Source organism: Vreelandella glaciei, assembly GCF_013415125.1.
Classification (GTDB): Bacteria; Pseudomonadota; Gammaproteobacteria; order Pseudomonadales; family Halomonadaceae; genus Vreelandella; species Vreelandella glaciei.
Window position 1 is genome coordinate 1 of record NZ_JACCDE010000009.1, and the last position, 13,908, is coordinate 13,908.

At 50.6% G+C, this 13,908-nt stretch carries 13 protein-coding genes and 1 pseudogene; 13 read left to right on the forward strand and 1 reads right to left on the reverse strand.

Annotated features, from left to right (window positions below):
* Positions 1–156 precede the first annotated feature (156 nt).
* The 4 genes and pseudogenes from HZS80_RS24090 to HZS80_RS07705 all read left to right on the forward strand — a co-directional run.
* Positions 157–486, forward strand: a pseudogene (locus HZS80_RS24090) (TonB-dependent receptor domain-containing protein); the annotation flags it as partial.
* A gap of 165 nt (positions 487–651) precedes the next feature.
* Positions 652–1,623 carry an ABC transporter substrate-binding protein gene (locus HZS80_RS07695; RefSeq protein ID WP_246361807.1) on the forward strand — a complete coding sequence of 324 codons (972 nt, stop codon included), beginning with the start codon at positions 652–654 and terminating at the stop codon, positions 1,621–1,623.
* The gene (fhuF, locus tag HZS80_RS07700) at positions 1,623–2,390 is read left to right on the forward strand and encodes a siderophore-iron reductase FhuF (RefSeq protein ID WP_179915687.1); all 768 of its coding nucleotides are present in this window, start codon (positions 1,623–1,625) and stop codon (positions 2,388–2,390) included. Before HZS80_RS07695 ends, fhuF begins: the two co-directional genes overlap by 1 nt.
* Positions 2,391–2,579: 189 nt before the next feature.
* Positions 2,580–3,194, forward strand: coding sequence for a LysE/ArgO family amino acid transporter (locus HZS80_RS07705; RefSeq protein ID WP_179915688.1), 615 nt, complete (start codon positions 2,580–2,582; stop codon positions 3,192–3,194).
* A 29-nt stretch (positions 3,195–3,223) separates the two neighbouring features.
* Here HZS80_RS07705 and ltaE read toward each other — a convergent pair whose 3' ends face one another.
* Positions 3,224–4,231, reverse strand: a complete 1,008-nt coding sequence (gene ltaE / locus HZS80_RS07710; RefSeq protein ID WP_179915689.1) for a low-specificity L-threonine aldolase — start codon at positions 4,229–4,231, stop codon at positions 3,224–3,226.
* A 114-nt stretch (positions 4,232–4,345) separates the two neighbouring features.
* On the opposite strand from ltaE, the gene HZS80_RS07715 reads away from it, so the two are divergent.
* From HZS80_RS07715 to HZS80_RS07755, 9 genes are all read left to right on the forward strand, one after another.
* Positions 4,346–5,572, forward strand: a complete 1,227-nt coding sequence (locus HZS80_RS07715; protein ID WP_179915690.1) for an NAD(P)/FAD-dependent oxidoreductase — start codon at positions 4,346–4,348, stop codon at positions 5,570–5,572.
* Positions 5,573–5,671: 99 nt separating this feature from the next.
* The gene (speG, locus tag HZS80_RS07720; protein ID WP_179915691.1) at positions 5,672–6,223 is read left to right on the forward strand and encodes a spermidine N1-acetyltransferase; all 552 of its coding nucleotides are present in this window, start codon (positions 5,672–5,674) and stop codon (positions 6,221–6,223) included.
* 772 nt (positions 6,224–6,995) lie between these two features.
* A complete protein-coding gene (locus tag HZS80_RS07725) occupies positions 6,996–7,811 on the forward strand; it encodes an alpha/beta fold hydrolase (protein WP_179915692.1) in 816 nt (271 codons plus the stop codon).
* A 29-nt stretch (positions 7,812–7,840) separates the two neighbouring features.
* Positions 7,841–8,602, forward strand: coding sequence for a metallophosphoesterase (locus HZS80_RS07730; RefSeq protein WP_179915693.1), 762 nt, complete (start codon positions 7,841–7,843; stop codon positions 8,600–8,602).
* Positions 8,603–8,824: 222 nt separating this feature from the next.
* Positions 8,825–9,742, forward strand: coding sequence for a 5-dehydro-4-deoxyglucarate dehydratase (gene kdgD / locus HZS80_RS07735; protein WP_179915694.1), 918 nt, complete (start codon positions 8,825–8,827; stop codon positions 9,740–9,742).
* A 103-nt stretch (positions 9,743–9,845) separates the two neighbouring features.
* Positions 9,846–10,835, forward strand: a complete 990-nt coding sequence (locus HZS80_RS07740) for a TRAP transporter substrate-binding protein (RefSeq protein ID WP_179915774.1) — start codon at positions 9,846–9,848, stop codon at positions 10,833–10,835.
* 76 nt (positions 10,836–10,911) lie between these two features.
* Positions 10,912–11,448, forward strand: coding sequence for a TRAP transporter small permease (locus HZS80_RS07745; RefSeq protein WP_179915695.1), 537 nt, complete (start codon positions 10,912–10,914; stop codon positions 11,446–11,448).
* A 3-nt stretch (positions 11,449–11,451) separates the two neighbouring features.
* Positions 11,452–12,732, forward strand: coding sequence for a TRAP transporter large permease (locus tag HZS80_RS07750; RefSeq protein ID WP_035559168.1), 1,281 nt, complete (start codon positions 11,452–11,454; stop codon positions 12,730–12,732).
* 39 nt (positions 12,733–12,771) lie between these two features.
* Positions 12,772–13,908 (forward strand): mandelate racemase/muconate lactonizing enzyme family protein, encoded by a 1,137-nt coding sequence (locus HZS80_RS07755; protein ID WP_179915696.1) that lies wholly within the window; start codon positions 12,772–12,774, stop codon positions 13,906–13,908.

The following is a 13,908-nucleotide window of genomic DNA, read 5'->3' on the forward strand; positions in this document are numbered from 1 at the left end:
CTTGCTGTTCAAGGACTAATCGAACAGCTCGCTCCCGGACTTCTGGGGAATATCGTTTTGGTGAGTTCATAACTCCATCCTCTCAAGATATGGAGTCTCCGGTAAAGCCGGGGCGGTTCACTACAGCCAACTCTAACTGAAACACAAGATGGCGTTAATGACGGGAATCAAGCGCCAGGTATCTCAAGGTGGTTAGGTAATGTAAGCGTTGAGTGGAATGCCCCTATCTCTGGATTGACTCTGAATTCACGTGTTGTCAGCAGCAGCTCTCAATACATTGATGCCAGTAACGCTCAAGAGATTCCAGGGTGGACACGATGGGATATTGGGGCAGGTTACCAATTTGATGATCAACCTATAACAGTGAGAGCTAATGTAAATAATCTCTTAGGTAAGGATTATTGGGAATCTGCTGGTGGGAGCGGCGGAAGGCTTCGACTTAGCGAGCCAAGAAGTGTGGTGCTGTCGGCGACTATGGAATTTTAGTTTTAAGTCGTTACCCCGCTGATGCCGGCGGGGTGGAGAGTTATTAATAATTCTTAGATATTACTGCTATAACAATAGTTATGCCTACCCTTGATGGGCTTAGAGAGACCGCTTTCAGCAGCACAAAAGCCTCAGTTGCTTTACTAAGATCAAGCAAGGATTGTCATGCTCCGTATCTGTATCGTACGTATGCTTCTATATCGCTGTATGGTAATAATAATTCCAACTGCGTGCCTTGCACTTCCTATTCCTGGCTTGGCAATTGCTTCCCGTGACATACCCTCCATTGGTTCTCTTGATTATCGCTGTACTGAAACATTATTGTCGATGGGAATAGTACCTAGCGCCGTCATAGATCCAGACACTCCCTACTCCACGCTAGAGGGAGCGGCGCAAGCCATCAATCTCGGAACCATTATCCAGCCCAACCTTGAACTTCTTGATCAAGTCTCACCCGAGCTGGTTCTGACATCGCCGGAATTCATGCACATGGTCCCTCGACTGTCAGGTATTGCCAAGGTAAAAAGCCTAGCTCCTTATAGCTCAGAAAGCGGAGCAAGTAGCTGGCAACGAATGATCTCTTTCACAAGACGGGTGGGAGAGGCCATCGGATCTACGGATCTTGCGGAGGACATGATTAAAGAAACCGAGTCGCATTTCCAATCATTGAGAAGCAGGATAGCTGGTGATCAAATGCCACCTTTATTGATTGTTCGCTTGATGGATCATAAACATGCCAGGGTGTTTGGTAGTAACAGTCTTTTCCAAGGTTCCCTTGATCAGCTGGGGCTGTCAAATGCTTGGCAAGGCCCCGAGAGTCACTTTGGAATCACAATGGTTAGTATCGACTCCTTAGTCGATATCAATTCCCGCCTAGTGATATTAGAAAGCCCTTACGCTACCAGTTCCAGTCGTGAACAATTCACCGTAAGTGGAATGTGGCAACATTTGCCTATCATAAAACGCGGCGATGCCATCTTCTTACCAGCGACCTTTAACCATTTTGGCGCTCTTCCTTCTGCTCTAGGTTTCGCCGAATCCTTGGTTAATGCATTAGCCGCAGATGAGGTCGGTGAACAGGTTATTAATCCATGTATGGATAACGATTCTCTGGCAAAGCAGCAGGAGTGTCGATAATGGAAGACTCCATTCGGCTTGGTGATCCGATAGAGGCCCTTTTGGCGCTCTATCGCCAACCGCCCATGGATAAAATGAAGGCACCTGGCTTTGGCCAACCGGATGCTGCGACGCTTCCGGTCGCGGCGCTCTTTAAACGTAAAACTATGGATAGGTTGCTGCGACAGCACACTGCAATTTATGGCGACAGAGCCGATTGCAAGGCGTCGGCCTCAATATGGTCGAAGCATTTTTTTAGCTTGGTGTCGACGCCTATATTGGCAGCTAACCTCCTATTGAGGCAAGGGTTTCCGTTGCAGCCAGATCAGTTACAAGTGGAACTGGGTGAGCGAAGCCAAGTGAAACGGCTGTGGCTACGCGATGGAGGGCAACCTCTGGCATCTCAGGCTCTTCATGAACGCTTTGCGCCGCTTTTCGAGGGGCTGTGCGCTCCGTTAGTCGATGTGCTAGTTGAGCTATCGGGGCTTTCACCCAAAGTGTACTGGAGTAATCTCGGCCACTACGTGGAAATTTTGGGTCAGTCTTGTTCGCGACATTCAGCTTTTCACAATGCCGGTGAACCGCTACTTCGCTTTCTTGATACACCCATGTTACCGGATGGGCGGCGCAATCCACTCTATCAACCAGTGCGTTATCTTGAATTGGGTGGCGATACTCCCAATCGCGTACGACGCTTGTGCTGTATCAAGTATCGCCTTCCAAATGAGCCGTTGTGCGCCGCCTGCCCTTTGAAACCTGAGAATTGTCAAGCAAAGCGTCACCGCTAACTCTCTTGCTCCCAGGGAGTGTTGCGGGCGTATAGAATTCCATGCTTTTTAATAAATCCAATCAATACCTCCATCATAAGAAAAACTAATACCCCATTAGTAGAATGATTTTTAGTTATTCGTGCTGCCCGTTACCTTAGTGTCAGGATTTATCAACACGACGCTAATTCCGGCAATGAGGGCAGAGCAATGTGGGAAAGTTATATTACCGGGCTGGTGGTGTGCGGTGGGATTATTATGGCGATTGGCGCGCAAAACGCCTACATCCTTGGGCTGGCTATTCGTCGTGAGTACCACTGGTGGTCGGCAGGGTTGTGCATCAGCGCGGATATTATTCTGCTCACGGCGGGCATGTTTGGGGTGAGTGCTTTTCTGCTGACGATGCCCAACGCGTTGGAGGCAATGCGCTGGGTGGGTGTAGTGTTTTTAAGCTGGCTGGCGGCTCAGGCGCTGTTTAGAGCCTTTAGTGGGCGGCAAGGGTTAAGCGCTGAAGCGGGCAAAGCGCGCAGCTTAACCAAAGTGATTTTCGCTACCCTTGCCGTCACCGTGCTTAACCCCCAGGTGTATCTGGATACGCTGCTGCTGATACCCTCCATTGGCGCCCAGCAGGAAAGTGCGGGCATTTTTGTAGCGGGTGCCTCCACGGCTTCAATCCTGTGGTTTAGCCTGCTGGCTTGGGGCGGCGCCGCGCTTTCACCGTGGCTCTCAAAGCCCATTGCGTGGCGCGTCATTGACGGATTGATTGGCATGATGATGGCAGGCATTGCCATTCATCTTGCGCTTGGCGCGGCGTCGCTCAGCTAAGCAGCTGAGCGTTTTATGGCGGCGAATGTTTAATGACGACTAAAGTAGGCCTCCATGACCGCGATGACTTTATCAATGTCCGCATCGTTAATATCGCGATGGATAACAAAGCGGGTGGCGTAAAGTAGCTCAATCAAAATGCCGTGCTCTTTTAGCCAGGCGGAAAGTGGCTGCACATGGTTGTCGGGAAAGCGTGCGAACACCATATTGGTTGCCTGTGAGGTGATGTCGACCCCCGGCAGTGTTGCCAAGCCTACGGCCAACCGTGCGGCGCGGCGGTGATCCTCGTTTAAATCGCTCACATGATGATCGAGGGCGTACTGACAGGCCGCCGCGATAATGCCTACTTGTCGCATTCCACCCCCCACCATTTTGCGTAGACGGCGAGCTTTATCAATCAGTGCTTGAGAGCCCACTAATGCCGATCCCATTGGTGTTCCCAAGCCTTTTGAAAAGCATAATGAAACGCTATCGAAAGGTAGGCAGAGCTGCTTAAGCGACCTGTCGGTTGCGACGGCAGCATTAAACAGACGTGCTCCATCTAAATGCGTTGTTAGGCCGCGTTCTCGAGCGAGTTCTGTCGCTTTTAGAACGTACTCTTCGGGCAGCACTTTACCGCCAATGGTATTTTCCAACGCCAGCAGTTTGCTACGGGCAAAGTGACAATCGTCAGCTTTGATGGCAGCGCTTATTTTTTCCAGTGGCAGCGTGCCATCGGCCGCATTTTCAATTGGCTGAGGTTGGATACTGCCTAAGACGGCTGCGCCGCCGCCTTCATAACGATAAGTGTGCGCCGACTGACCCACAATGTACTCATCACCGCGTTCGCAGTGGGCCATGAGCCCTACCAAGTTACTTTGCGTACCGCTAGGAAACAGTAGCGCTGCTTCTTTGCCTGCCAGTTCGGCCAAGTTTGCCTGGAAAGTGTTTACCGTTGGGTCATCGCCCCACACATCATCACCTAACGGCGCGGACATCATGGCTTCAAGCATCTCGGGAGTGGGGCGCGTGACCGTGTCGCTGCGTAAATCAATCATGTGGAACTCCTTTTTTGTTTAAGAGCGCCCACTTAGGGCTATTTATCGAGCAAGTTTTGAGGAACCATCTATGGTTAACAGCATACTGCAAGTCTCTCCAGCATAGGCATCCCGATGGACCTAAAAAGTGGCTACCCCTTTTGGGCTGTAAAAAACGGCCTGTTGAAAACCTTTCCAAAGCTTACCCGAGACCACCAAAGCGAAGTGGTGGTGATTGGTGGTGGTATTACCGGTGCACTGATTGCCGATGAGCTCAGCCGCCACGGCCACCATGTGGTCGTGCTTGAACGGCGCGATGTGGGGTGGGGCAGCTCCGCTGCGAGCACCGCCTTACTGCAGTATGAGATTGATACGCATATGACGGAACTAGCGAAGCGTTACGGTGAAGCCGACGCGGTGCTTGCTTACCGCGCCTGTGCCGATGCCATTGGTGAGCTTGAAACCTTGGCGGCTGGCCTGGGAGATGTCGATTTTGAACGTCAGCAGAGCCTTTACTATGCCAGTAACGAAGAGGATGTAGCGTCATTAAAAGAGGAGCTGGCGCTACGTTTAAAGCACGGCTTTGACGCTTCCTGGCTTGAAAGTGAGGCTATCTTGGCGGAGTACGGCTTTGTGGCCCCCGGCGCGATACTGACCCAATTGGCCGCCAGTATTGACCCATACCGCATGGCTTATCAGCTGTTTACCAAGTTAGTCGAGCGCGGTGGGGAAGTGTATGACCGTACGCAGATGGAGATGATGACGCCGGACGAACAGGGAGTCACGCTCACGCTTACCAACGGTGCCACCCTGCGCTGCCAGTACGTGGTAATGGCGGCGGGCTATGAGTCACAAGCCTGGTTGCCTGAGAAGGTCGCTATTAACCGCAGTAGCTATGCGCTGATTACCGACCCGCTACCGCCGGAGGCATTAGGTAAATTGCGTCATACCATGGTGTGGGAGTCCGCGCGGCCCTACCTTTATATGCGTACGACCTGCGATGGTCGCCTTTTAGTGGGTGGCGACGACGATGATGAAGATATTCCCAAGCGTCGCGATGCTCGGGTGGAAGAGAAAGCCGAAGGGCTGGCTCAGAAGGTAGAGGAACTATGGCCTAAGCTCGATATCAACCCGACGTTCTCATGGGGAGGTACCTTTGCCGAAACCGATGATGGCCTGCCTTTTTTTGGCCCCCATGAAGCTCATGGGCCACGGGTACATTTCGCCATGGCGTATGGCGGTAACGGCATTAGCTATAGCATGATCGGTGCAACATTACTGCGGGCGCTGATTGAAGGAGAGGAGCATCCGCTGGCAGAACAGTTTTCATTCCGGCGCCTAGCCAAAATAACGGAACAGTAAAAGCGATCTTGGTCTCGGCCTTAAAACCAGTCATAAAATCTAGCGGTGCGTCAGTGGAAAACGAGTATTCTGAAGGGATATTCACAAGGATTGAGGGCCATGAGTCATACACTGTATTTACGGGCACTTGAGCGCAATGAACTGCGCTTTGTCCACGAGCTCAATAATAACCAGAGCATCATGTCGTACTGGTTTGAGGAACCCTACGAGTCATTTGACGAGTTAGAGGAGCTCTATAACAAGCATATTCATGACAATGCAGAGCGGCGCTTTGTCGCCGAAGATAGCCACGGTACCGCGATTGGCTTGGTTGAACTGATTGAGATCGACTACATCCATCGCAGTGCCGAATTTCAAATCATCATTGCTCCGGACCATCAGGGTAAAGGGTTTGCCCGTTCGTTGATTCGCCAAGCATTGCACTACTCCTTCACTATCCTAAACCTGCATAAGGTCTATCTCATTGTGGCGGTGGAGAACGTTAAAGCGATCCACCTTTACGAAGAGAGCGGTTTTATTGAAGAGGGTCATCTAGTGCAGGAGTTCTTTATCAATGGCAAGTATCGGGATGTGAAGCGGATGTTTATCTTGCAGGGCACTTATCTAGATCAGCTTGATACCACCGAAGCGCCCGAATCTAACTGGCTGTGAACATAGCCAAAAAAAACGCCTCGCTGTGACGAGGCGTGATATGTAGCTGACATCGCAGGGTGCAAAACAGGGCTTACGCTTAGCCGAGATAGGCCTTGATCGCATCAAGCGCCGCACGCTGCTGTTGAGCACGTTTAGCCCAGACTTCCATAATATCGGCTTCCATCGACTGTCCGTGGTTGAGTGAGTGCTGCATGGCGACCGCTCCTTTTTCAGGGGTTAGGTGAAAAGCGTTTTAATTCACAGCTTATTTCTTATACACATGTTAGTTTTTGCAAAGCAGTATTTTAGCTGTGGGTAACGATAGTAAGGGCTTTTCCTGGCTACGGCTAGTTCAAAAGATGTAGGTGATTTGCTATTACGTGTAAGCATTTGCTTACAATTAAGCCATATATACCTCTAGGCAATTGAATGGAAAAGGTTTTCATAGACATAAAAAGCCGGGAGTTACCCCGGCTTCTGTGTTTATCTTTCAGTCTTAAGGGGATAAAGCACCTGAATTAACCTAAATAGGCTTTCAGCGCTTCTGCTGCGGCACGATTCCATTGGGCGTTCAAGTTCCAGAACTCTAGAACTTCTTTATCGCGTGCAGGGGGCGTTATTAGAAATGTCATATGTGGTCCTCCTAGTGGGACTACATATGGAGTATAGTCTCTTTATGCTGCGATGCAGCATAAAAATTGTTATAAAAACCTCTGGGTAAAGAGAAACAGGCTTAAAATAAAATATGTTATTGTTAATAAACGACTAAAGATAACGATAGTATCTTCTAATGACTTATCTCTCTTCCGCCTCGGTTGTACACCATGACAGCATGATAGACGCCCCAGGTGGGCGACTATTTGTACGTGCCTGGCAACCAGCCAGTGCCCAGTCCCTTGAACAAAGCCCTATCGTGCTGCTGCACGACTCACTAGGTTGCGTTGAACTATGGCGTAGCTTTCCTGCTGCGCTGTGTGCAGCCACCCATCGCACGGTAGTCGCCTATGATCGCCTGGGTTTCGGCCGCTCTGATGCCCGCCACGACACGTTGCCATTGAGTTTTATTGATGATGAACCAGCTCAAGGTTTCTCTGCCCTTCGTGATGCATTGGGTATTAAGCGCTTTATTGCCCTTGGGCATAGCGTAGGCGGCTGTATGGCTGTTCACTGCGCGGGGATATATGCCGATGAGTGCGATGGTTTGATTACCATCTCTGCCCAGGCGTTTAACGAAGCACGAACGCGAAACGGTATTGTGGGAGCCAAAGAGGTATTTCAGGCGCCAGAACAGCTTGCCAAGCTGGAAAGATATCATGGTGATAAAGCCCATTGGGTACTCAAGGCCTGGACAGAAACCTGGTTAAATCCAGCGTTTGAAAACTGGACATTAACGCCAGCATTGGCGCAGGTGACGTGCCCCAGCTTAGTGATTCATGGTGAGAAAGATGAGTATGGCTCGCACCGTCAGCCGGAGCGTATTGTTCGCTATATTAACGGCTCTGCACACGGCGAAATGCTGGCCAATATTCACCACGTCCCTCATCGTGAGTGTGAAGCCGATGTAGTGAGTCTGGTCAGCCGGTTTGTTGAATGTCGTTCACGCTAGCTACCGTGATGAAAGCCACAAGGAGCCTTATGCGCCTGCGTATTTTGTCTGATTTACACTTGGAGTTTTTCGATGGCAACCGCGAACTGCCAGAAGTGGATGCCGACGTGGTGATTCTAGCTGGCGATATTCATCGCGAGAGCGAAGGGCTTGCCTGGGCGCGTTACCGCTTCCCGGATATGCCTATTATTTATGTACCTGGCAACCATGAATTCTACGGCACGTGCATGCCGCAGCTGCGTGGAGAGTTGGCGCGCGAAGCCGAGCGCCTCAATATCGAGCTTTTGGATAATCGCGCGGTAACCCTCGACGGCGTGCGCTTTTACGGCACAACACTGTGGACGGACTTCGCGCTCTATGCCAATGACCCGACCCAAAACCCTGCCCATGCCGAGTCAAAAGCACTGCGTTATATGCCCGATTTCAAAATCGTCCAAACCTCTCCCGGCATAACGTTCACCCCGCTGGCGAGCCGCCAGCTACATGCTGAAGCGCTAGCATGGCTTGAAAGCCAACTGGCCCAACCGTTTGACGGCCCTAAGGTGGTGATCAGCCATCACGCACCGCTGCATGGGTGTATTCCTGGCCAATACCTAGGCGACGCGTTATCCCCCGCGTTTGCTTCAAACCTGCCGCACCTGATGGGCAAGATGGATGTGTGGGTGCATGGGCATGTTCATGAACCAATAGATATGTTGCGTAATGGTACGCGCGTTATCGCCAACCCCGGTGGTTATCCTTATGAGTTCACTCCTGAGCTATTTAAGCCAGATTGGGTGATTGACGTATAAAAAATTATTTATTTCATTGGGTTGCATCTATCTACTGGCTGTTTCGGGTGACTGTTTGGGTTTACGAAGAAGTTCTACTTTGGTTTAAGTTACGCTACTTTCGCTTGCGCCATATCGACTCGATACTTATCTTCCTGGTTGTATGATGTATTACATAAGATGTTGGCCAGCCGATGGAGTCTGCTCATTCAATGGTCAGCGCATTTACAAAGAGGGCGCAACGTGACGTTTTCAAGAGAAGCAGTAATCAATGCCATCGGTGATGGATTGCTATCGTTCCCCATCACGGACTTTGATAGCCAGGGCCGTTTTGATGAAGCGAGTTATCGTAAACGGCTCGAATGGTTTATTAGCCATGAAATTTCCGCAGTCTTCGTGGCGGGTGGTACGGGCGAGTTTTTCAGTCTCTCAATTGATGAGTATCGTGACATTGTTCGTGTTGCTGTTGAGGTAATCGACGGACGTTTGCCGGTAATCGCCAGCGCGGGGTTAAGCGTAGAGACAGGCAAAGCCTTTGCAAAAGCGGCAGAAGAGGCGGGTGCTGACGGCATCCTTTTAATGCCTCCCTACCTCACTGAGTGCCCGCAGGATGGCCTGGTTGAGTATGCTCGCCAGATCTGTGATGCCACCGCCATCAACGTGATTTATTACAACCGCGGCAATGGCATTTTGAACGCTTCCTCTGTTCAGCAACTCGCCGATCACTGCCCTAATTTGGTGGGGCTGAAAGATGGCAAAGGCGATATTCAGGCGCTCAACAAAATCGTCAAAACCGTGGGCGACCGGCTGGTATATATCGGCGGCGTGCCTACGGCAGAAATTTTTGCTGAAGCCTATGTGTCCATTGGCGTGAATACTTATTCCTCAGCCGTTTTTAACTTTGTACCGGAAATGGCTGTCACGTTTTACAAGGAGTTGCGTAAAGGCAATAAGGACGTCGTGAAGCAGATTACCAACGACTTTTTTATTCCTTTCGTGGATCTCAGGGATCGAAAAGCAGGCTATGCCGTTAGCCTCATCAAAGCAGGTGCTGCCATTGTCGGTAGGCCAGCGGGCAATGTTCGCGCACCGCTGGTAATGCCAACCAACGAGGAGTGCCTGTTGCTTGAAGCCCTTATCAAGGTAGCAAAAAAGTACTAATACGTCATTGATGCTATAAAACAGCATTAACTAATAAATAACTATCAATAATAAGAGGATGTTAGACATGCGTACACATAACAACTGCATGAGCGCAAGCCCTATGAAAAACCGCACTTTAAAAACGTTAGCCCCCATTGCCAGCGTGGCTGTATTAGTCGCCATTGCGCTACCTGCCCAAGCTGAAGACTGGCGTGGCTGGAATATTCACCCTGACGGTTACCCCAATACCATGGCGCTAGAAGAGTTTGCCGACGCCGTGGCGGAGCAAACGGAAGGGCGCGTTAACCCACGTGTTTATAACAATGCGGTGCTGGGGGATCAGTCCGACGCTATCGAGCAAACCCGCAACGGGGCGCTGGATTTTGCTAATTTTAATATGGGGCCGATGGGCCCGATCGTTCCAGAAACCAATGTGTTCTCGTTACCCTTCCTGTTCAATGATGTTGAACATATGCATACGGTAATGGATGGTGAAATAGGTGAGCGTTTTGCGGACGCCTTAGAAGATAAAGGCTTAGTGGTGCTTTCGTGGTTCGATTCGGGTGCCCGCAGCATATATAACACCCAACGCCCTATTAAAACCCCTGAAGACGTTGAAGGGTTAAAGATTCGCGTGATGAATAACGATCTTTACGTCGACATGATTGCCGCCATGGGCGGTAACGCCACGCCGATGTCTTATGGTGAGGTGTACCAAAGCTTAACCACCGGCGTACTTGATGGTGCTGAAAATAACTATCCCTCTTTTGAGTCAAGCAATCACTATGAAGCAACGGGGTACTACTCATTAACCGAGCACTTGATTATTCCTGAGTGTCTGTGCGTGGCTAAATCCAGCTGGGAGGAACTCTCGGAAGAAGACCAGGAAATTGTTCGTGAAGTAGCCGAAGAGGCTTCCGCGCGTCAGCGCGAGCTATGGGTGGAAAGCTCCGAAGAGAGTCGTCAGATTGTTCTCGACTATGGTGTTGAGATTAACGAAGTAGACGATAAAGCCGCCTTCCAGGCCCTTATGGAGCCTATGTATGAGGAGTTTATCGCCAACAACCCTGGCACGGGTGAACTGATCGAGGAAATTCGCGCCACCGAGTAATACTGACACCCATACGCTTCCGGCAGTTAGCTAGCGGTTATGTAGCCGCTGTCGGAAGTTAAAAAGGAAACGTGCCGTGAGTATCGAACTTGAATCGTCGGTCGATAAAGAAGACGCAGAACATAGCGGCTCACTGAATCGAATTTTAGATAGTGTTGCCAGTTTATGCATTCTGGTGGCGGGTATTTTGTTAGTTGCCTTGATTGCTATCTTTGGATGGTTAGTCTTTGGCCGATATGTACTTAACAATACCCCTACGTGGGTTGAACAGGCCTCACTAGTGCTGGTTGTGTATATCACCTGTTTAGGCGCAGCGGCAGGTGTCAGGCATCATAGTCATCTTAATATCGATTTTATACGCGAGAGCTTTAGCGGCCCTTTACGTAGCTTAATGCATCACCTTGCTGACCTTTTTATTCTTTCCTTTGGCGGATTTATGGCCTTTCAGGGATGGACATTAGTCATGTCAAACCTGAATAGACCTATCCCGATGATAGGACTATCAGAAAGTTGGCGTGCAGCCCCGCTAGTAATATGTGGTGTATTAATCATGCTTTTTGCAGCCTCTGATATAGCGCAGCGCTTACTGACTCGAAAAGTTAAGAGGGTATAAACGATGGGTCTTATTATTCTTTTCGGGATCTTTTTCTTAGGCCTTATAGTTGGCGCACCGGTTGCTTTTGCTGTTGGTTTAGCTGCCGTTGTTACCTTCCTGTATGAAGGCTTGCCGCTGTTTGTGGCCTTTCAGCGCATTCTCTCCGGTATTTCCGTTTTTTCACTACTCGCAATTCCCTTCTTTATCTTTGCCGGTGAGCTAATGATGCACGGCGGTATCTCCACTCGCTTGGTGCGCTTAGCATCGGCGATGGTCGGTAAGGTGCGCGGTGGTTTGGGAATGGTGAATATCAGCTCTTCCATGCTGTTCGGGGGAATCTCCGGCTCGGCAGTAGCGGATACCTCTGCTTTGGGTTCTATCCTGATCCCGGTAATGAAAGAGAAAGGCTACGATGCCGACTATGCCGTCAACGTCACCGTGACATCATCAATTGCGGGTGTCGTGATTCCTCCTAGCCATAACATGATTCTTTATGCGGTCGCAGCAGGCGGTGGCATTTCCGTTACTCAATTGTTTATCGCCGGTATTGTTCCGGGAATTTTGATGTGCATAAGCCTAGCCGTTGCGGCCTACATCGTTGCGGTTAAACGCGGCTACAAAGGTGAAGCATTCCCTGGTTGGTATGCACTGATGATTAGTTTTGTCGCCTCGCTGCCTGGCCTGATGACGGCTGTAATAATCGTTGGTGGGGTGCTGTCAGGCATCCTAACCGTCACGGAATCGGGCGCCTTCGGGGCTATCTATGCCATTGTGGTGACCGGTTTGGTTTACCGCGAATTGACCTGGGCATCGTTTAAGTCAGCCGTGATTCAAGCCGTAAAAACCACCTCGCTGGTGATGATCTTGGTCGGGTGTGCATCGGCCTTTTCCTACCTGCTAGCGCTCTATAATGTTCCGGAAATGCTGACAACAGGCCTGATGGCTATTTCCGATAAGCCGCTGGTTATTTTCCTCATGCTTAATATCATCCTATTGATTTTAGGGATGATTATGGATATGGCGGCGTTAATTCTTATCTGTACGCCTATTTTTCTTCCGGTGGCCATGCAGTTCGGCATGGACCCGATCCAGTTCGGCATTATTTTAATGATGAACCTGGGGCTAGGGCTATGTACACCTCCCGTTGGGGCCTGCCTGTTTGTCGGCTGCGTGATCGGCAAAATCAAAATTGAGGAAGCAGTGCGCACTATTTGGCCGTTCTTCTTAGCGCTGTTTGTGGCCTTGATGCTGGTGACCTATGTGCCCGCTATCTCTTTGACGCTACCCAGCTTTTTTCAATAAGTCCGTTTGATTAAAATCGCTAACAAGGATAGACAGATCATGAAAGTCGTCGCTGTAAACACCCATATACTTGATTATCAGCTTGAGACGGCGTTTGAAAGTGCCTCTATGCATTTTTCGCGCCGCCAACACTGCTTAGTCGAAGTCATTTGTGACGATGGCACCATCGGTTGGGGCGAGTGCTTGGGCCCCGCGAAGCCTAATGCCGCCATTGTGGAGGTCTACGCCCAATCGCTCGTAGGCGAAGATCCTCTCCAAACAGAGAAAGTTTGGTTAACGCTCTATAACCGGTTACGCGACCAAGGTCAGCGTGGCTTAACCGTGACGGCCTTAAGCGGTATTGATATTGCGCTGTGGGATATCAAAGGCAAGCACTTTGGTGTACCTATCTCGACGCTACTGGGTGGACGTTTTCGCGACAGCGTGCGCGCCTACGCCACCGGCTCTTTCCGCCGTGAGGGCGTTGATCGCGTCACGGATATAGCTGCAGAAGTAGCAGGCTACCGTCGCGATGGTTTTCACGCCGTTAAGATAAAAATTGGCTTCGATGTCGAGGAAGATCTTGCGGTGATTGCCGCCGTACGTGATGCCATTGGGCCGGATATGCGCATGATGATTGATGCCAATCACGGTTACGATTACTTGGAAGCCATTGAGCTGGGCAAGCGCGCCGCGCAATACGGTATCGATTGGTTTGAAGAGCCCGTTCTACCTGAACAAATTTCTACTTATGAAGCGGTTCGTGCCGGTCAGCAGATTCCTGTTGCCAGTGGTGAAAACTGGCATGGTCGCTATGCCATGCACGAGCCGCTGGCCCGTCGCGCTGTGGATATTGTGCAGCCGGATATCTGTGGCGTCGGCGGGTTCAGCGAAATGCGCCGGGTGGCGGATATGGCCGCCCTGCATGGCGTTCGCTTGGTACCACACGTATGGGGAACGGCGGTCTGTTTGGCGGCAAGCCTGCAGTTTATGGCCGCGCTACCGCCTAACCCACCACGCCGCAAGCCTATCGAGCCCATTATGGAGTTCGACCGCACTGAAAACCCCTTCCGCCAAGCCGTTGTACAAACCCCTTTAGAGCATCATCAGGGCGTGATGACGATCCCTGATGGCCCCGGGCTGGGGATTGAAATTAACCGTGATGCGCTATCCACCTATGCACTTAGGGAGAAGTAA

Coding starts and splice junctions, on each gene's coding strand:
- HZS80_RS07695 (WP_246361807.1), top strand. CDS start 652: ATGCTCCGTATCTGTATCGTACGTATGCTTCTATATCGCTGTATGGTA.
- fhuF (WP_179915687.1), top strand. CDS start 1,623: ATGGAAGACTCCATTCGGCTTGGTGATCCGATAGAGGCCCTTTTGGCG.
- HZS80_RS07705 (WP_179915688.1), top strand. CDS start 2,580: ATGTGGGAAAGTTATATTACCGGGCTGGTGGTGTGCGGTGGGATTATT.
- ltaE (WP_179915689.1), bottom strand. CDS start 4,231: ATGATTGATTTACGCAGCGACACGGTCACGCGCCCCACTCCCGAGATG.
- HZS80_RS07715 (WP_179915690.1), top strand. CDS start 4,346: ATGGACCTAAAAAGTGGCTACCCCTTTTGGGCTGTAAAAAACGGCCTG.
- speG (WP_179915691.1), top strand. CDS start 5,672: ATGAGTCATACACTGTATTTACGGGCACTTGAGCGCAATGAACTGCGC.
- HZS80_RS07725 (WP_179915692.1), top strand. CDS start 6,996: ATGACTTATCTCTCTTCCGCCTCGGTTGTACACCATGACAGCATGATA.
- HZS80_RS07730 (WP_179915693.1), top strand. CDS start 7,841: ATGCGCCTGCGTATTTTGTCTGATTTACACTTGGAGTTTTTCGATGGC.
- HZS80_RS07740 (WP_179915774.1), top strand. CDS start 9,846: ATGAAAAACCGCACTTTAAAAACGTTAGCCCCCATTGCCAGCGTGGCT.
- HZS80_RS07750 (WP_035559168.1), top strand. CDS start 11,452: ATGGGTCTTATTATTCTTTTCGGGATCTTTTTCTTAGGCCTTATAGTT.
- HZS80_RS07755 (WP_179915696.1), top strand. CDS start 12,772: ATGAAAGTCGTCGCTGTAAACACCCATATACTTGATTATCAGCTTGAG.